General features: G+C 43.4%; 11 protein-coding genes and 2 pseudogenes. 4 read left to right on the top strand and 9 right to left on the bottom strand.

Annotation, left to right across the window (positions count from 1 at the left end; translation table 11 throughout):
* Positions 1-10 precede the first annotated feature (10 nt).
* The 3 genes from QUA99_RS25125 to QUA99_RS25135 form a co-directional block, all read right to left on the bottom strand.
* Positions 11-6,157: an AAA family ATPase gene (locus tag QUA99_RS25125; RefSeq protein ID WP_333241793.1), complete on the bottom strand. Its 6,147-nt coding sequence runs from the start codon at positions 6,155-6,157 to the stop codon at positions 11-13.
* Between the two features lie 168 nt (positions 6,158-6,325).
* Positions 6,326-9,190, bottom strand: coding sequence for an ATP-binding protein (locus QUA99_RS25130; protein WP_333241791.1), 2,865 nt, complete (start codon positions 9,188-9,190; stop codon positions 6,326-6,328).
* Between the two features lie 578 nt (positions 9,191-9,768).
* Positions 9,769-10,059, bottom strand: a complete 291-nt coding sequence (locus tag QUA99_RS25135; RefSeq protein WP_333241789.1) for a hypothetical protein — start codon at positions 10,057-10,059, stop codon at positions 9,769-9,771.
* A gap of 419 nt (positions 10,060-10,478) precedes the next feature.
* Between QUA99_RS25135 and QUA99_RS25140 the strand changes: the two genes are divergently transcribed.
* The 3 genes from QUA99_RS25140 (at position 10,479) to QUA99_RS25150 (ending at position 12,212) form a co-directional block, all read left to right on the top strand.
* Complete coding sequence (locus QUA99_RS25140; RefSeq protein WP_333241787.1) at positions 10,479-10,898, top strand: phosphomannose isomerase type II C-terminal cupin domain; 420 nt, start codon at positions 10,479-10,481, stop codon at positions 10,896-10,898.
* A gap of 135 nt (positions 10,899-11,033) precedes the next feature.
* Positions 11,034-11,363, top strand: a complete 330-nt coding sequence (locus tag QUA99_RS25145) for a HesB/IscA family protein (RefSeq protein WP_006630924.1) — start codon at positions 11,034-11,036, stop codon at positions 11,361-11,363.
* A 276-nt stretch (positions 11,364-11,639) separates the two neighbouring features.
* A complete protein-coding gene (locus QUA99_RS25150; RefSeq protein ID WP_333241809.1) occupies positions 11,640-12,212 on the top strand; it encodes a Uma2 family endonuclease in 573 nt (190 codons plus the stop codon).
* 136 nt (positions 12,213-12,348) lie between these two features.
* Here the strand turns inward: QUA99_RS25150 and QUA99_RS25155 are convergent, their stop codons facing one another.
* The 5 genes from QUA99_RS25155 to QUA99_RS25175 form a co-directional block, all read right to left on the bottom strand.
* The gene (locus QUA99_RS25155; RefSeq protein WP_333241785.1) at positions 12,349-13,335 is read right to left on the bottom strand and encodes a glycosyltransferase; all 987 of its coding nucleotides are present in this window, start codon (positions 13,333-13,335) and stop codon (positions 12,349-12,351) included.
* Positions 13,336-13,667: 332 nt separating this feature from the next.
* Complete coding sequence (locus QUA99_RS25160; protein WP_333241783.1) at positions 13,668-14,882, bottom strand: response regulator; 1,215 nt, start codon at positions 14,880-14,882, stop codon at positions 13,668-13,670.
* 216 nt (positions 14,883-15,098) lie between these two features.
* Positions 15,099-15,329 carry a membrane protein insertion efficiency factor YidD gene (gene yidD / locus QUA99_RS25165; RefSeq protein WP_333241781.1) on the bottom strand — a complete coding sequence of 77 codons (231 nt, stop codon included), beginning with the start codon at positions 15,327-15,329 and terminating at the stop codon, positions 15,099-15,101.
* 173 nt (positions 15,330-15,502) lie between these two features.
* Positions 15,503-16,444 carry a tRNA pseudouridine(55) synthase TruB gene (gene truB / locus QUA99_RS25170; RefSeq protein ID WP_333241779.1) on the bottom strand — a complete coding sequence of 314 codons (942 nt, stop codon included), beginning with the start codon at positions 16,442-16,444 and terminating at the stop codon, positions 15,503-15,505.
* A 258-nt stretch (positions 16,445-16,702) separates the two neighbouring features.
* A complete protein-coding gene (locus QUA99_RS25175) occupies positions 16,703-17,446 on the bottom strand; it encodes a calcium-binding protein (protein ID WP_333241777.1) in 744 nt (247 codons plus the stop codon).
* Between the two features lie 340 nt (positions 17,447-17,786).
* Here QUA99_RS25175 and QUA99_RS25180 point away from each other — a divergent pair.
* Positions 17,787-17,936 (top strand): annotated as a pseudogene (locus tag QUA99_RS25180) (biotin/lipoyl-containing protein); the annotation flags it as partial.
* Between the two features lie 96 nt (positions 17,937-18,032).
* Here the strand turns inward: QUA99_RS25180 and QUA99_RS25185 are convergent.
* A pseudogene (locus tag QUA99_RS25185) lies at positions 18,033-18,167 on the bottom strand (photosystem II q(b) protein); the annotation flags it as partial.

Below are 18,167 nucleotides of genomic sequence, written 5' to 3' on the forward strand. Positions count from 1 at the left end.
TTATTTTTACTTATTCCTTCCACTTAAGGCCATTGATGTGTAACTTTTCGATTGAATTAGTGATTTTATCAAAACGAAAATTTTTGACACTATCTGTTATAGTGTTAACCAGCAAGGAATAGTTGATTGGGATTTCGCCAACCAGTTTCAACACCATCTCAGCATCCAATTGAGTAGCTGCTTGATGCAGTTGTGTCAACCATTCTGGGGGCATGGCTGCCAAACTTTCTTGAAGAGATAAAGAATTTGGCATTGACGGCGGCGCTAGTTTTTGGTCTTCAGAATTAGGTAAAACTTCCTCCTCATAAATATAGCGTAAGCCTAAATATTGAGACAGCTTTTTAAAGATTACCTCATCCCGGTAGGGCTTACTCACAAAGTCATCGCAACCGGCGGATAAAACAACGGCTCGTTCTTCCTCAAAAGCACTTGCAGTTAAAGCAATAATGATGGTAGCCTGTCCGTTGAGATGAGATTTAATCTGTTTAGTTGCTTCATATCCATCCATCACAGGCATCCTCATGTCCATCCAAATTAGGTGCGGTTTCCAACTTGACCACAAAGCAACTGCTTCAGCACCATTTTCAGCCTCACGCACCTCGAAACCAAGCGGCATCAGCAACTTGAGCAACAGTAGTCGGTTTTCAGGGCGATCGTCAACTACCAGAATGCGATAGACTTTGGAATTAGGTTCTAAACCAATTACTCGCCGGGAAACCTCTTTAGTTTTCAGTTCATTTTCCTCAGCTAAATGCGTCTGAATATCAAATTTAAAAATTGTCCCTTTACCTAGTTGACTGCTAACTGTAATATCTCCTCCCATGAGTTGGACAAATTTACGGCTAATAGGTAAGCCTAATCCTGTTCCTTGGTGATATTTTCTGCCAACTTCAGTTTGTACAAAAGCTTCAAATAAACTATCCATTTCTTCGGCTGCGATACCAAAACCTGTATCTTCTATTTCAAATAACAATTTGATTTTTTCCTTATTTGCTGACAAATCTGAGATATTAATTTGCGATCTATCAACTTTTATTACTCGCAAAAATATCCAACCTTCTTGAGTAAACTTAATTGCATTGCCTAAAAGGTTAATCAAGACTTGGCGTAATTTACTCTGATCTGTTTTCAGATATTGGGGAACATCGTCATTGCGTTCAAAGATTAACTGCAAGCCTTTGGATGAGACTTTAAGTTGCAACATTTCTTCTAGAGAATCAAGCAGGTGATATAGGTCGAAGCTATTTTCATTCAGCGTCAACCGACCGGCCTCAATTTTTGACATTTCCAGAACGTCATTGATTAATGATAGTAAATGCTCTCCGCTGCGGGTGATGATGCCCAAGTTTTCTTGCTGCTGCTGATTGAGCGAAGAATCGCGATTCATTAGTTGAGTAAAGCCGAGGATTGCGTTGAGGGGGGTACGCAATTCGTGGCTCATGTTGGCAAGAAATTCGCTTTTAGCTTTGTTGGCTGCATCGGCAGCTTCTTTAGCCTGTTGCAAGGCTAACTCTACCTTTTTGCGATCGCTGATTTCCTCCTGTAATTTTTGCGTTCTCTCGCTCACTCGCTGCTCTAGCGTCCGCGAGTGTTCCTCTTGTTGTTCGTAAAGCCGAGCATTTTCTAGAGAAATCGCTGCTTGAGAACACAAAAGTCTTAAAATTTCTAAGCGGTGTGGAGTAAAGGCATCAGTGGTGAGATTATTTTCTAAGTAAAGAATGCCAATAAGTTTGGATTGGGTCAGGATAGGAGTACATAAAAGGGATTTTATCTGATTTGAGCTAATATAAGATTCGGCAGCAAATTGTTTTTCAGTAACTGCATTACTTAAAAGTACATCTGTACGAGTTCGCTCTACATAATAAATTACCGTTAATGGCAAGCGATCGGGCATGAGATTTCGCTTCTGTACAAGTGAATCAACCTCTGGAATAGCTGCTGTTTGATACTCTACTAAGGCTTCGGCTGCAACTAAAAGCTGACCCTCTTGCAGCAAAATCAGAGAACCTTTTGTTGCCCCGGCATTCTCCATGAGAAGATTCATTAATTTAGCTAAGAGTTTGTCTAAGACTATTTCGCTAGAAATTGCTTGGCTGGCTTTGATTACTGTAGTCAAATCTAATAAGGATTTTGTGAACTTTGTAGTATTTGAATTGCCTTGAAGAATATTAAAACCAATAGTAGATGGCTGTTTATCAGTTACATGGTGTTGTTGATATGTTGAATAATTATTAACTTGTGGATGCTGATCGAGCCAAGAAAACAAATGAGGATAGTGTTGTTCTAGATCGTCAATTTTCGCTTTAGCTCCCCAGCGAGCATAGGCATAGTAGGCATCAATAAGATAACTCCGAGCAATTTTTTCTTTGCCCCATTCTAAATAAAACTTGGCAGCCAGCTCATTGCCTAGAGCTTCTTCATTCAGGTAGGTATTTTCTTTAGCTCCAGCGATCGCGCGATCGTAATAATCCATCGCTTCGAGAGCAGAACCTTGCACCCGATAGAGTTCGGCTTCCACCAGATAAAATTTATGTAAATAATTCATCGGCGCATGGTGTGACCAATCTTTCATCTTTTCCTGGTTCACCTCTATTTGCTGCAAATATTGCTGTTGTTCGCTTGGGCTGGCTCGATCGTAGCGAGCCAGGAGAGTCAATGAATGATAGAAATTGAGAATAGCAACTTGCATAAAACCAAAAGCAGATCCAGCTTGCTCGTTAGCTAAAACCGCATTTTTCAAAGCCAGCTCGTAATCTTTAAAATGGTAAGATAAAATTGCTTTGGCTACATAGAAAATAAACAGAACTGTGCCACTTTTAGTTTCAATTAAACGAGGCAGAGTTTCAGTTTCATCAAAACTAGATCCGCACAACAAAAATTTATCCGCAGCTTCACCTTTTAAGTTCAATCCCAGTTGTCTCCACACCTGAGAAAAATGTATAGGAATTTGTTGCTTGATTTTAATACATAAATTAATGTAGGGTGCTTGTTGCTGCACTATAAAGTCCAAATTATCTTCAGTAAAAAACAAGTAACTACAAAAGTTAGCTGCACAATAACCAGCCCACTCTATATCTCCTGTTTCTAGCCCACTTTGTACTCCTTCTTGCAAAGGAATGAGACTATTTTTAGCAGGTTCTTTCCAAGTTCTAATATTAGAATTAAATAAGTTGTAAACTTTAGCTTTAAGTTCTTTGGCATTAAATTTTTCTAGCAGTTTCAACGCGATGGTTCCGGCATGATATCCCGCATCCATCTTTCCAACTCCCGACAGTAATAAGCCATAAAAACCGTAGGCAAAAGCAGACAGAGCCGAATTTCCACAGTCAATACAAAGATTAACCATTGTGACAATCAAGGGGGGGAAAATCTCTGGCTTTGCCATGAAAACAGGTGCACAAAGAATTTTCAAAATTCGCATAGCCGACAATTTATAAGGATCGGTCATTGCTGGAATGTTTTCTAAATCCGCCAAGTTTGGTAAATCAACTATTAAACTATCATCTCCCTCTAGAGTGACCAAATAAACATCTAGTTTTTGCAAAATTTGCAGTCCGATATCGACTGCTTGAATCATCTGTAATTGACCAATACAAATTAGCATTTGCAGCTCGTATACTTTGACGCGATCGAGCAAGCTTGTAGCATTTTGTAGAGCAGTTTCGGCTAACATCGCCGATCGTCCAAAGTTAACATTTAAGTATTCGGCTTCGGCAGCTTCAATGTAAAGAGCTAGGGTCATGTCATAGTGACTTTGCCAACAGTTTTCGGTGAGCAATTCTAAACCCACTGTTAAATACTTGACAGCCGCTTCATAAGCTGTTGCTGATTTTGCTTTCTTTCCTGCGATCAGGTTGAGTTGAACCAGTTGGTCTTTTTCCGCCGGATTGGTGATAAATTCTAAGCCTATATTTAACTGATTGACTATATCAAAAATCTTTTCTTCTAAAGCTACCTGAGCCGTATTGTTTAACAAACTTTGACCAATTTTCAAGTGAGTAGCTTTCTTTTGATCTTCAGGAATTAGAGAATAAGCTGCTTGCTGAACGCGATCGTGCAAAAATTTATAAGGAACTGATAACTCTGGATTTTTAGAGTTATCTATAGCCGTTTGCTCCTGAAAAAACTTGTAGATATCGCTTTGGGGCAACACTAACTCTTCTTGCAGCGCTCTCCACAAAGCCGCCGCTGTATCTGCTAGCGATTCTTCTAGTAGGATCGCCAGGGTTGCTAAGTTAAATTGATTGCCAATACAAGCAGCAAGTTTTAGTACAGCTTGAGTTCTCGTCGGTAGTTTTTGCAACCGTGCTGCCATAAATTCCACGACATCATCAGTCAGCGCTAATGCCTTAATCTCAGCAATATTGCATTCCCAATAACCTCTCTCTCGATTAAAGCTGATTAAATTTTCCTCATGGAGCGTCTTGAGAAATTGACTGCTAAAGAAGGGATTGCCTTTGGTTTTTTGATAGATCAGTTGGGTGAGGGGGTTAGCTAAGGAGCTGGTACAACTGAGGGTATCTGCAACCATCTGGTTTAGATCCGGCAGATTTAGTGGTGCTAGGGTAATGCGGTTAATAACAGCACCTGCTTTACCAATTTTTTCAATGGTTTGTATTAATAAATGAGCAGGTGAGACTTCATTATCCCGATAAGCGCCTATTAGCAATAAATAAATACTTTCAACTTCACTCATTACTACCTGCATTAAGTTTAAAGAAGCTGAATCTGCCCACTGCAAATCGTCAAGAAAAATCACAAGAGGATGCTCTGGAGCAGTGAAGACTTGAATAAAATTTTGGAACAGCAGGTTAAAGCGATTTTGAGCGGCATTGCCAGATAGTTCGGGAACGGGTAATTGCGGGCCAATAATTTGCTCTAGTTCTGGAATTACGTCAATAATAACTTGAGCGTTCTCGCCCAAAGCATTCAGGATTTTGGTTTGCCACTGTTTGAGTTTAGCGTTACTTTCTATCAGTAGTTGTCCCATTAAATCTCGACATGCCTGCACGAAAGCAGAGAAGGGGATATCTCGTTGAAATTGGTCGAATTTACCTTGGATAAAGTAGCCGCGCTGCCGGACAATTGGCTTGTGAACTTCATGGACGACGGAGGTTTTACCGATGCCAGAAAATCCTGCGACTAGCATTAATTCTGTAGACCCTTGAGCTACTCGGTCGAAAGCTGCTAGTAAGGTTGCTACCTCTGGTTCGCGACCGTAAAGTTTTTCGGGGATAGTAAAGCGATCGCACAAATCTCTCTGCCCTAGTTTAAAAGAAGCGATTTCACCAGTTTTTTGCCACTGGGACAAACAAATTTCTAAGTCGTGCTTGAGTCCGAGAGCACTCTGATAGCGACCTTCGGCGTTCTTTGCCATCAATTTGCTGACAATATCGCAGATGGCCGCAGGAATGTTCTGGTTGAGGCGATTAACTGAGATCGGTTGCTTGGCAAGGTGGCAGTATACCAAATCCATTGGATCGTCAGAGACAAAGGGCAACTTTCCAGTTAGCAGTTCGTAGAATGAGACTCCTAGAGAGTAGAAATCTGTGCGGTAGTCAATGCCTCGATTCATTCGCCCGGTTTGTTCGGGAGATATGTAAGGTAAGGTGCCTTCGAGGATATTAGGATTTTGAATTTCTTGGGTTTCGCGCGGTAGCAGAGAGGCGATACTGAAGTCAATTAGTTTAACTTGCTTGCTGACCGGGTTAATTAGAATATTGGCAGGTTTGAGGTCTTTGTGGATAACGCGGTGGCGAGCGAGTCCGTCCAGGGCGCTGGCAATTTGAATCGCAATGGGAAGAAATTCGTTAATGGGTAAACTTTCTAGAGGTTCGCTACTTGCTGCTGCTAGGGTGGCGAGATAGCCAGTTAAGGAAATTCCGCCAAAGTCTTCCATGATCAAGGCATAGTGGTTGTGGTACCTCTCTAGGCTGTAGATTTTGACTGTGCCGGGGATATCTAAGTTTTTAGCTATGACGTATTGGTTGCGAAAGTGAACCAGTTCGTTGAAGCTGGGAAAATCATTTCGCAGCAGTTTGATGGCGACAGGCTGCCCATCCCAAGAGCGCAGACCGCGATAAACTAAAGTTCGACTACCTGCGTATATTTGCTCAGCGATCTCGTATCCGAGAAGATAATTTTTGAGGTCAGCCATATCTATTCCTACTGCTCCTGTCGAAATTGAATCTACTGAGATTTACTATCTACAAATACGTAAGTCCGATCAAATATTATTATGGTTGCTGTTCTCAATTCAAATCGCGTCGATTCTTCCTCACGAGTCAGAAATCCTCTTTAAATGAGCGTTGATATTATTTTTAATCTAGCAAATACTGTCAGTGATTTTGTCAAAGCGAAAGCTATTTGCCAAATGTGCAATCGCCGCTGCCAGAGCCATATTTGACTCACGGATTTGCTCCACGAGTTCCAGCACTAATTCTCCATCCAATTCCATTGCCGCCTGACGCAGAGCCGCTACCCACTCAGCAGGCATTTCTTTCCAAGTCTCAGCGGTTAGTTCCACTAGGGGGGTCTGCTCGTGGAGGAGGACGGCTGGAACCTGCTCTTGCTCTTCATAAACGTAAATTAACCCTAAATATTGAGCCATTTTTTCAAATAGCACCCCCTCTTGAAATGGCTTGCTCAGAAAGTCATTGCAGCCGGCTGAAAAGGCACCTTTGCGATCTTCATCAAAGGCATTAGCAGTGAGGGCAATAATCACAGTTGCCTCACCCTTAAGCTTGGCTCTAATCTGTTTAGTAGCTTCATATCCGTCCATAACTGGCATCCGCAAATCCATTAACACTAAGTGCGGCTCCCAGCTTTCCCACAAATCAACAGCTTCTTGACCGTTAACTGCTTCGCACACTTCAAAACCCAACTGTGCGAGCAACTTAACGAGTAATAGGCGATTTTCCCACTGATCTTCAACCACCAAAATGCGGTATAAAGGTTGCCCCGGGGCTAAACCAATAACTCGCTGTATAGGCGGTTTAACTTGAACGTTAGCAGCATCGCCCTGGCTAATCGGAATGTTAAATTTAAAAGTCGTTCCCTTGCCCACTTGAGTGCTAACGGTGATCTTTCCCCCCATCAATTCCACAAAATTTTGGCTAATAGCTAAGCCAAGGCCAGTTCCTTTTTGAGAGTTGCGACCAGTTTGAGTTTGGACAAAGGGTTTAAACAAGATTTCTAGCTCATCTGGCGCGATCCCAGGGCCGGTATCTTGTATTTCAAAGAATAAGGTTAATTGTTGGTTGTTGGCTGATGATTGTTGCGAGGTGAGCTGCGGATTGTCGATTTTTTTTATTCGCAAAATTACACAACCTGTTTGAGTAAATTTGATTGCGTTGTCCAGCAAGTTAATCAAAACTTGGCGCAATTTTACTTCGTCGGTTTTTATGTATTGGGGAATTCCAGTTGCTTTTTCAAAAATTAGTTGGAGTTGTTTGGATGAGGCTTTGACTTGCAGCATTTGTTCAATTTCATTGAGTAGATGTTGCAACTCAAAAGTATTTTCATGCAGAGTCAGACGACCTGACTCAATTTTAGTCATTTCCAAAATAGCGTTGATCAGGCTAAGCAAATGTTCGCCGCTGCGAGCAATAATTCCTAAATTTGCCTGCTGCACTTGATTGACCGATGAGTCGCGGCTCATCATTTGAGTAAAGCCGAGAATAGCATTGAGAGGAGTCCGCAGTTCATGGCTCATATTGTCTAAAAATTCGCTTTTGGCGCGGTTAGCTACTTCTGCTATATCTTTAGCTTCTTTTAGTTCTACGGTCCGTTCTTCAACGCGAATTTCTAATTTTTGTGCTTGTTCTCGTAATTTTGTTTCTGATTCTTTGAGTTCTGATGTGCGTTCTTCAACTCGCTGTTCTAGGTCAGCATTAGTTTTTTCCAAGATGGTAAAAGATTCGCGCAACTGCTGTGCCATTTTGTTAAAATATTCCCCGAGAACTTCGAGTTCTTCTATACCTTTTACCTGCACATTTTTGTCTAAATCCCCACTGGCGATCGCCCTAGAAGCGTCTCTTAAATGTAAAATTGGTCGGGTAATCCAGCGTGCAGTCAATATTCCCAAAATAGTAGCTAGCGCTAAGGCTCCCAAACACAATAAAATGGTGATATGAGTATTGGCATTAATTTGATCCATGAAATCGCTTTCAGGAACTACTACCACAATTAACCAGTCCAAACCATTGTTATACTGAAAGGGCATGACTTGGACAAATTGCCGCTGACCGCCTAGGGAAAAATCTAACTGATTAGCGCTACTAATTTGATTGAGGTTGCCAAATTTTTCTTTTAAATGCCCTGCTGTTAGCCGAATTAAATCATCTTCGCTATCTAAAGTATTTAAACGTTCCATCTTACCATTGCTGATAATAAATGGCTCTTTTACCGTGGAACTGGCTACTAAAAATCCCGAACGTTCCATAATGAATGTCTGTCCCGAACGGCCGATTTTTAAGCTGTGCAGGAAGTCGCTAATAAAAGAGAGGATAAAATTAGCAATTAATACGCCGCGCAGTTCGCCATTTTCTTCATAGACTGGGTGGGCGTAGGGGAGAGATAGGGTTTTCTGACCTGTAACTAATGGGAAAATTTCGTGCCATACTGGTTTGCCTAAGCGTACGCTGTCTTTATACCAAGAACGGCTGAGTATGTTGTAGTTGGGGGTGACTTGTAATAGTTTTGTTTGATTGCCTTTGCTATCGGATTCGTAGAGATAAAGTTCATGCCGATGCTCCTTGGGTGCTATTTTAAGAAATACCTGACCATCAATTTGGCGTTCAACTGCAATGAACTCTCCGGTTTTGGTTGCAAAACCCATATTAGTCACAAAGTTAAATGCTTGAATTTGTTCCCAAAAATAGCGGTGTGCATTTGTGACTTCATCTGGATTTAAGTATCCCAGGCGCAGGGCATTGGCATTGAGTTGAGTGACGCGAGGGCCTGTGTCTAGGTAAGTTTTGAGTTGCTGTTCGATGCGGGCGGTAATTTCACTCCGCAACTGACTGGCAACTTGGTTAACTGCTTTTTGCCCGTTGCGTAAGGATAGCCAGCCTGTCAGACCTACGGCGGCAAAGATTTGCAGGACGAAAGGCAATACTAAAATCAGGCGCAGTGATACCTTTTTTTGAGAACGGTTTGATAAGAAAGTGGTTGCAGAGGTCTGTGACATTGATTGGTGTTACTCCTGAGGTAACGGGTTGGTTGACACAAAAATCTCAGTAGATTTAGTGAAATAAGGCTGAGGAAATAGATATTAAAAATAAATCTCTAATAGTTAGTGAAAATTTTTAGAAGGTAACTTGCTTGAACAAGTAATGCTAATTACGTGTTTTCCATAATACGTTTATAATTATAGCTGACTAAAAATGCTAATGCGCCTTAATTTTTTTATAGGATTTGTAAAAATTTTTATTTTTTAGCAAAGCAGTTAGCAATCATTTGTAATAGATTACCGCGTTTAGAGATATTTGTAGTAGTTTTTAACTTTACTTTACACAGCGGTACTAAAAAGTACAATTTTATCAAATTTACAGATCGACATGGCTCTAATATACGTCTCAAAAAATGGACCTCTGTCGCGCTAAAAACATGACACGCCAGACCGCTGAAAACGTTAAGGGCGGTCTAACTGACTATTACGTGAAGAAACCGGGTTTTTGCGTCCAGGACTGACTTATTGAGAATAGTGCAAGATGTGAGTTTAGTCGATCGGCAAAAAGTGGGGTGTGGCAACGGGTATTTGAGGCGTTAGCCGAAGATGCGGACAAGGAATACGCGATGATTGACTCCACCATAGTCCGCGCCCACTTTTCCCAGTGCCATCCCAAAAAGGGGATGCAGACACCGAAGCGATTGGACATAGCACTCGTCGGGTTGAGTACCAACATCCATGCGGTGGTGGATGGGTTGGCCAATCCCGTCGGCTTCCACCTCACATCTGGAACCACTTCCCCCCGGACAAATGGCCTTCGACAAACCCACAGGCTTCAAACCCCAGCGTCGGCTTTCTTGTTTTCTCCTCGGCTGGGTGAGTCTCATGGCTACTTTACTCAACAATATTCCGATTTATGTTCATCGTTGGAATTCTTTCGTGGGCACTCAATAGGATGAATTTTATGCCTATAACTCCTTCTAGCTGTAACAAACTGACACCGGCGAGCCCCCACTCTCCCGATCTCTCCCCTTTTCCCGTTAAGCTTCTTTAAAGCACAGGTCTTTGAGAATGAAGATTTGATGTAGATTTGGGCGATCGCGAATACCGGCTAACAACCGCTGTGATGATTTTGCTATGGTGGTCAAGATGGGTCGATCGGGCACAGCAGACAAAAGTGCAAAAATCTACAGTCCGCTAAGCGGTTTGCGCGATCGGACTTAGGTTTTAAGGATAAATTAGTTAATACACAATCCAACGTCGTTTATCAAAGGATTCAGCAAGCAATCCTCAAGGAGTAAAAATCATGGTTCAGATTCAAGAAATTTCTCAAGTATCTACTCTGCACGCACCTGCTGCACCCAATGGAATAGCTGCTACAGAATTGCGGCCTTGGGGTTCATTTACGACTCTAGAAGAAGGCCCCGGATATAAAATTAAGCGGATCGAAGTTAAGTCCGGACACCGCCTCAGCCTGCAAATGCACCACCACCGCAGCGAACACTGGATCGTGGTTTCTGGTACTGCCAAAGTTACTTGTGGCGAAACTGAACAAGTTCTGTTTACAAATCAGTCTACCTACGTTCCTCAGTGCATTTCTCACCGCCTCGAAAATCCGGGAGTTATCCCCCTGATTTTAATTGAGGTGCAGAATGGCGAATATCTCGGAGAAGATGATATTGTTCGCTTTCAAGACGATTATGCTCGTACTGAAAAGGCTAAGTAACTCAAGTTGCTAAAAATATAGAGGTAAGGTGCACGGCAGAAGTGCGCCTTACATTCTGAGGGTGAGTTTCACGCCTCCGTGCGCACCCTACATTTTCAAAACTCAACACTACTCCCAAATTACCAATTACCCATAATGATTCATCTGAGCAAAACAGCAGCAACAGAAGTAACGCGCCTCAAGTCGAAGCATCCAAACCCCAATGCTTTATTTCGTCTGGGCGTGGAATCGAGCGGCTGCTCGGGTTTGTCTTATACAATGGCATTTGACGATGCGCCAGCCCCAGAAGACGCTGTATGCGAGTCCGAGGGAATTGAAGTTGCGATCGACCCCCAGCACTTAAAATATCTCAATGAGCTCACCTTGGATTATTCAGAAGACTTGATGGGCGGAGGTTTCCGATTTCACAATCCCAATGCCGCCCAAAGCTGTAGCTGCGGCAACTCCTTTTCTGCCAAGGAATAACCAACCTGTAGGGTGCGTCCGTTGCAGATAATTCTTCAATTTTTTAATCTAAAATCGATTGACGCACCTGACAAAATAAGAAATAACCAATATGATTGAGAGTGCGTCCGTTGCAGATAATTCTTCAAATCTAAAATCTAAAATCTAAAATCTAAAATCTAAAATCTAAAATCTAAAATCTAAAATCTAAAATTTAAAATCTAAAATCTAAAATCTAAAATTTAAAATCTAAAATCTAAAATCTAAAATCTAAAATCTAAAATCTAAAATCGTATGATGACAGTCAAAGACTTAGAAAAAGTCCAAAAAACATTCAAAGAAGCGGGTCAAGACTACCAAGTTGAACTAGAAAGCGGGAAGATTATCATTGTGGGCCCGTCAGACATTGTATCTAGTGAAATTGGCATTCGCTTGAGTGCCTTTCTCTTCGTTTGGGTGAATCCCCGCCGTTTGGGTCGAGTTTTTGACTCGGCAGGCGGCTTTATTTTACCTGATGCTAACCTTACAGCACCTGATGTTTCTTTTGTCCGAGCCGCACGTCTCAGGCAAAGTCCCCGTTATTTCGGAGAATTTGTCCCAGACTTGGTAGTAGAAATTAAATCACAGAGCGATCGCATTAAACCGCTAGAAAAAAAGATTCTAAATTTTATAGAACTCGGAGCACAAGTGGGAATTCTGATTGACCCGGACGAAGAAACTGTTACAGTTTATCGTCAGGAATGTGAACCAATTGTGTTGGGAAATGAAGATATTTTGACAGTCGCCGAACTTTTCCCAGGTTGGGAATTGCCAATTTGTGAACTGTGGCCACCAATTTTTACAGAAGCAGAAACTCAAACTCAAGCATAATAAAGTTTAGGCAGGTTTTACATGGCAAGAAATGCGAAAAGCCTCTCTTCTCTTCCTCTGTGTTCTCTGCGTTCTCTGCGGTTAAATCATTCCTATGCAACCGTAAACGATATGAGTGCAATCGAAAAGCTTTTAATCAAGCTGCCGTACCGAGAATCATCCACTGCATTAACTGCTGCCACTCAGGAGATTGAGCTAATAAATCTGCATCGAATTCATTTCCCGCATCCTGCGAAAACTCGGCGAAAGCTTCCGCCCAATTAATTACTGTTTCCACAGGCAAATAAGGCGTATAATTCCAAGAACGCTGCAAAAACTCTACCATCTCAACAGAATGACCGGTGCGGTACAAATACCAAGCAATCCAAACTAAGGTACTGTACTTGATTTGCTTTTCCAACAAACGTATTTTATCCGGCAATTCGGGGCGGGCAAAAAAACTGTCCATGACTGCGGCCAGGGATTTAGCCTGCGGTAAACCTTTGTACATGGCGCTTTGTTCGTGCTGGCGGTAGCAAACAGTTATTTGTTGCAGCCACTCTGCTTCGCATCCCATTAAGGCTAAACGCAGCACTAAATCTGTATCTTCCGCCGGGGGAAATCGAGGATCGAATCCGCCGGCGCGCTCTAACCACTGACGGCGAAATACCATGGCGCTTGGTAATACAGGTTTCCACCTGAGCCACATTTCTAAGTCTAATGTAGGGACGTTTTGCCAGAGTTTGACATCTTTTAGCGGTTCGCCTTTACTGTTGACTAGACGCCAGCCGCTGTGGACTATTCCTAGATTTGGTCGTGCTGCAAATACAGCCATTTGTGCAGCTAATTTGTCTGGAAAGAAGTAGTCGTCAGCATCGAGAAAGGCGATGAATTCTCCTCGCGCTAGCTCGATACCGCGATTTCTGGCAATCGAAACTCCTTGATTTTGTTGGTAAAGGTAGCGAATTCGATCGCCATATTTCTCTAAAACTAATTTGGTATCGTCTCGGGAGCCGTCGTCTACGACAATAATTTCCCAGTTAGCATAGGTTTGGTGCAGAACGCTATCTACGGCTTGGCCGACGTAAGCAGCGCAGTTGTAAGCCGGAATTACTACGCTTACCTGCGGGGTGCGATCGCTCATAATTAATATCAAGTCAGATGGATTATACTATTTTAGATTTTAGATTTTAGATTTTAGATTTTAGATTTTAGATTTTAGATTTGCGAATGACTGATGACGGTCAGGTTTGGAACACGAGCCTACTGTTGCATTCTTTTTTTGAACTGGTATTAGAATCAATACGCCCTGGGCAGATTTACGGAAATCCGGGCTTTGAAATCAAGAAAAATCATGCACCGGCCCCTACAAGAGTTATTGGTCACATCCGGTTGCGTCTTTATTGTACAATACTCATCGGGTGCCCTAGAGACTGACGCACCCGATCGGCGATGCTGTTTGAGAATAATTTGGTTTCAAGAATTTGCCAAGGTAAGTTGCTGTGAATTCAGTAAATTATGGTGGCGATTTGCTAAAGGTTGGCGATCGCCTTTTGCCTTCAAATACTTGTCAGCTACTTGCAAAACCTGTTCGGGATTAGCCGGCTTGCTCAAAAAATCGGAAGCACCTGTCAATTTGGCTCGCGTGCGGTCAATGATACTGTCTTGACCGGTCAAAAACACGATCGGAGTTTCCCGAAAAGCGGGTGTTTTTCGCAAAAAATTGCACAAAGCAAAGCCACTGGTTTTCGGCATCACCACGTCCATAAAAATTAAAGCAGGCTTGTTCTTGGCTAGAATGCCCACTCCCTGCATGGGGTCTTGAATTTTTAGAACTCGATACCCCTCTGGCAATAAAATTTCCTCTAAAAATTCGCATACTGTCGGACTGTCATCGATACAGGCAATCAAAGGGCGACCCGGTTGGGCGATCGCCGCAGCCCAGCGCCACTGTTCTATAGGCGACGGCAAGTCGGGTACTGTTCGGAAATTGACTAAACCCTGTTTCATGTAATTAACTAAAGCGCGAGTTGCCACTGTCACGCACTGCTTTTTCTTAAATGCAATATCCCAAAGAGTATTTTCGCCGTTAAATACGTTAGCCAAAGCGATCAAAGAATTAGAACTAAATCGATTTTCCTCCAACTGGGCAGACGCTTTTAAAAGTGGTGCTTGTTCTGGATCTACTAGCCACAAACCCATTGCTTTCCACTTCTGCCAAATTTGTTGTGTAGAACACAGAATTTTCTCTACTTCCGTTAAAGACAGCAGCAAAGAAGAGGTAATTTTATAAAAATATTTTTGGGACGGACGCCACTCCCGGCGCAAACCCGATTGACCGATCAAAGCAAAGAACACTTCCGAAACGCTGCTGTGGACGATCGCCTTAGCTTGTTCCAAACTCATTTCGCTGGCTGCTACCCCTCGCTGAAGCAGTTGATATTCCCACAGTTCCCCAGCATCAACGTCTCTGAGATCCACTTGAAAGTTTCGACAGTGTTGCCCGATCGCCCTATACCAGCGCCTCGATCTGTGCGATCCTCCTGTGGCATAAACCAAACTACCCTGAAAAAAGTAAAGTTGCCACTGTTGTTCCCCTTGTTCTAACAGCAGTTTCCCTGTGGCTTGTTTCTGGCTGAGTACAGCCAGAGTATGGGACAACATTTTGTATCCTATTGCAGTAGCAGACATATCAACTCGCATCCCCTGTACTCTGTTTGTACCATTATATAGTTGCCGAGTTGTGAAAGATAACAGTAATATTACTGAATTTGGGTTAATAAAAACAACTAATTCTGCGCATTCAACCCTGTCAGGGAGTGATTCCCCTCGGGAGTTTTAGCCCCGAGGATGCAACGCCTCTTTGCACTAATAACTAATAACTAAAATCGCGGTTTTGACTAATAACTAATTCCCCTCGCTATCTTTGGAAGGTACTGGATCGTAACCCCCCGGATGAAAAGGATGACAGCGCAAAATCCGCTTAACCGCCATCGAACCGCCGCGGACCGCCCCAAATCTTTCTATTGCTTCGATCGCGTATTGCGAACAAGTTGGCTGAAATCGACAGGCGTTAGGCAGGTAAGGAGAAATCCCCATTTTGTAGCCTCTAATTAATCCAATCAACACTATTTTCACAATTTTTACCTCAGCACTAGATGAGATTAATAGCAAAAAGTCGTCCCGTAGCCTCGATCGTAATTTTGCCAGTCAAGTCTCCCGATTGTGCGATCGCGCCTCAAATGCCTCTGAGAGTTCCGCCAACATTTCCAGCGCCAATTATACCTGTTTTCTTTTTGCCTCTTGAATACCTAAAGCACAATTTGAGGAGATAATATGGTACTTGTCTCTGAGTTTGCTACTTGACCGATACCTAAAAAATTACCGTCTCGATCGTAAACCTGCAACGGATAGGGAGGTTGTGGTATTGGGTTGTCGGGGAGATTGTTCGTACTGTCTTCCTCTCCCCCTATGGGCGTTTCGGGAATTGGGAGGCGCTGTCCTTGAAACCAGCGTTTGGTATATTCACGCGAAAGGACGATCGCCCCTAAATGTCCCAAAACCGCCGATGGCAAAATCGGGCAGAATTTATTCTGCTGCAATTGCAGTTCTAATTGTTCAAAACTGAGACTTTCCTCGATCGAAAAACCGCTACTTTCGGTGCGAGTCAAACAAGCCAAAGTACCGCCTGCATTCAACAGTGCGCCCAAATCCCGCGCGATCGCCCGAATGTAAGTACCGGCCCCGCAGGCGATCGACAAATCCAATTCAGGAAAATCCCCCGATCGCCAATCCAAGATTTCCAGCCTAAAAACCTCAACTTTCCTAGCAGCAACTTCGACGTTTTGGCCTTTTCTTGCTAACTCATAAAGGCGTTTTCCTCCCACCTGCACCGCACTAAAACTCGGCGGAAATTGCTCGATTTTTCCTAGAAATTTTGGCAGTGCAGCTTGCACTTTTTCCAAACTCAACTCTGGCACGGGTCGAGAATAGATAATTTCTCCTTCTAAATCGTCAGTAGCAGTAGTTAAGCCAAACCGAATCGTACCTCGGTAAGCTTTATTGTGTTGGAGAAATTGCAGCAGTCTGGTTGCTTTGCCGAGGGCGATCGGCAAAACGCCAGTCACAGCAGGATCGAGGGTTCCTCCGTGTCCGACTCGCTTGAGTTTCAATAGCCGGCGCACTCGCCCCACGCAGTCGTGAGAGGTCATGCCCGCAGGTTTGTTGAGATTGAGAAAACCGTCAGTAGTCATTAGGAAGTTGGGCAACGACGAGCAATGTACGGGATGTAACGGATATAACGGATGTCAGGAAGAAGGAAGAAGTAAGCAGGAAAAAGGAAGATGAAAAGTTTGGAGATGGATTTCTTTCGCATCGCGAAAGCTAACGTTACTTGCAACGCAAAAGCGGTTTTGACTTAAAAGTTTCAACATTGAAAACTTAAAACTACAAACTACCCACCAGCCTAATTATTAATTTCCAATTCCCAATTCCCAATTCCCAATTACCTATTAAAGAATAAAGTCTGCCTGACTGATAGAAGTGCGGGCAACTCCGAATAAAGTAGCGAGAATTTCCTTGGTGTTTGTAAGCTGAATAATTGTACTCGGCGAAGTTCCGGCCCCAGCGGAAATGGTGAGTTCGGCAAAAGTGAGGCCGGCAGTCAAGCGAATTTGATCCGTACCATCAGTAAAATCTGTAATCACATCCCCGTCCGCCAAACGCCCGATCGCAAAAGTATCGTTTCCGGCGCCGCCAGTTAAAGTATCTAGGCCGCGATCGCCCGATAAACAGTCATTGCCGATGCCACCAAACAGCGAGTCATCGCCGGCACCCCCAAACAGCGTGTCATCGCCCGCGCCTCCCAACAAAGTATCGGTGTCTTGGTTGCCAAACAGCAAATCATTGCCATCGTCGCCCAGCATTGAGTCAGAACCTTTGCCGCCGTAGAAAGTATCGCCGCCGGCCCCACCCAAAACGCTGTCGCGGCCGGCACCGCCGAACAGCAAATCATTGCCAACGTCGCCCAGCAGTGAGTCATCGCCGTCGCCGCCGTAGAGGGAATCGTCTGCGCCTAAGCCCAAAATGCTGTCAGGGCCACCCAAACCAAATATCAAGTTAGCGCCCGCAGTACCTCTGAGGGAGTCGGGGCCGCTGGTGCCGCGAGTGCCGCCAGATGCCCCTCCGGGACTGGTACCGCTGCTGGGGGTTGGGGTTGTGACGGGAATTGGCTGAACTGGCACTGCTGATGGCATGATTCTGAAGATGGGTAGAAATTTGCAATTCTAACTTAACTTAAAACCGGAAGTTATAGAAAATAGCATAAAAACCCCGTGTCTTGAGACGGGGAAGCGGTCAAAAATCTGTTAGCAGCGTTGCTTTTGCGAGCATAAATTCAAGTCAGGTCTGTTGTTTAGAAATAATAGACCTCTTGCAAAAATCCTTTTCATCAATTGATGGGACGGGATCTGGGGCCCATCCCACAAAAAAATAAATCTTGTGGGATGGGCCCCAGATCCCGTCCTAATTATTTTTGCAATCTTGTCTAATATCTGCCGTACTTCCATTTCTGGTTAATGTTGTGGAGATGATGTTGCAGAGGGCGATCGCCTGTTAATTTTAGAAGCGATGAAAATGGAAATTGCTGTTACTGCTGAAGTTGCCGGAACTGTGGCCCCGTTGTTTTGTGAAAAAGGGCAAACGGTGACAGTCGGACAAATTCTAGTGACGGTTCAACCGAATTAAAGATACTTCCAATCCCCACAGTAAAAATCAATTCGCCCAAACAAAAAGCGCCCCTATTTCTAGGAGCGCTTTTTGTTATTAATCAAAAACTAAAACTTAGCCATTGATAGAAGGAGCAACCAAAGCTACGGGAGTTGTTTCACCAGCAGCCAAATCAAGCGGGAAGTTGTGAGCATTGCGCTCGTGCATTACTTCCATACCCAAGTTAGCGCGGTTGATGACATCAGCCCA

It is taken from the genome of Microcoleus sp. F10-B2, assembly GCF_036704965.1.
Taxonomy (GTDB): Bacteria; Cyanobacteriota; Cyanobacteriia; order Cyanobacteriales; family Microcoleaceae; genus Microcoleus.

Coding starts and splice junctions, on each gene's coding strand:
- QUA99_RS25125 (WP_333241793.1), bottom strand. CDS start 6,157: ATGGCTGACCTCAAAAATTATCTTCTCGGATACGAGATCGCTGAGCAA.
- QUA99_RS25130 (WP_333241791.1), bottom strand. CDS start 9,190: ATGTCACAGACCTCTGCAACCACTTTCTTATCAAACCGTTCTCAAAAA.
- QUA99_RS25135 (WP_333241789.1), bottom strand. CDS start 10,059: ATGAGACTCACCCAGCCGAGGAGAAAACAAGAAAGCCGACGCTGGGGT.
- QUA99_RS25140 (WP_333241787.1), top strand. CDS start 10,479: ATGGTTCAGATTCAAGAAATTTCTCAAGTATCTACTCTGCACGCACCT.
- QUA99_RS25145 (WP_006630924.1), top strand. CDS start 11,034: ATGATTCATCTGAGCAAAACAGCAGCAACAGAAGTAACGCGCCTCAAG.
- QUA99_RS25150 (WP_333241809.1), top strand. CDS start 11,640: ATGACAGTCAAAGACTTAGAAAAAGTCCAAAAAACATTCAAAGAAGCG.
- QUA99_RS25155 (WP_333241785.1), bottom strand. CDS start 13,335: ATGAGCGATCGCACCCCGCAGGTAAGCGTAGTAATTCCGGCTTACAAC.
- QUA99_RS25160 (WP_333241783.1), bottom strand. CDS start 14,882: ATGTCTGCTACTGCAATAGGATACAAAATGTTGTCCCATACTCTGGCT.
- truB (WP_333241779.1), bottom strand. CDS start 16,444: ATGACTACTGACGGTTTTCTCAATCTCAACAAACCTGCGGGCATGACC.
- QUA99_RS25175 (WP_333241777.1), bottom strand. CDS start 17,446: ATGCCATCAGCAGTGCCAGTTCAGCCAATTCCCGTCACAACCCCAACC.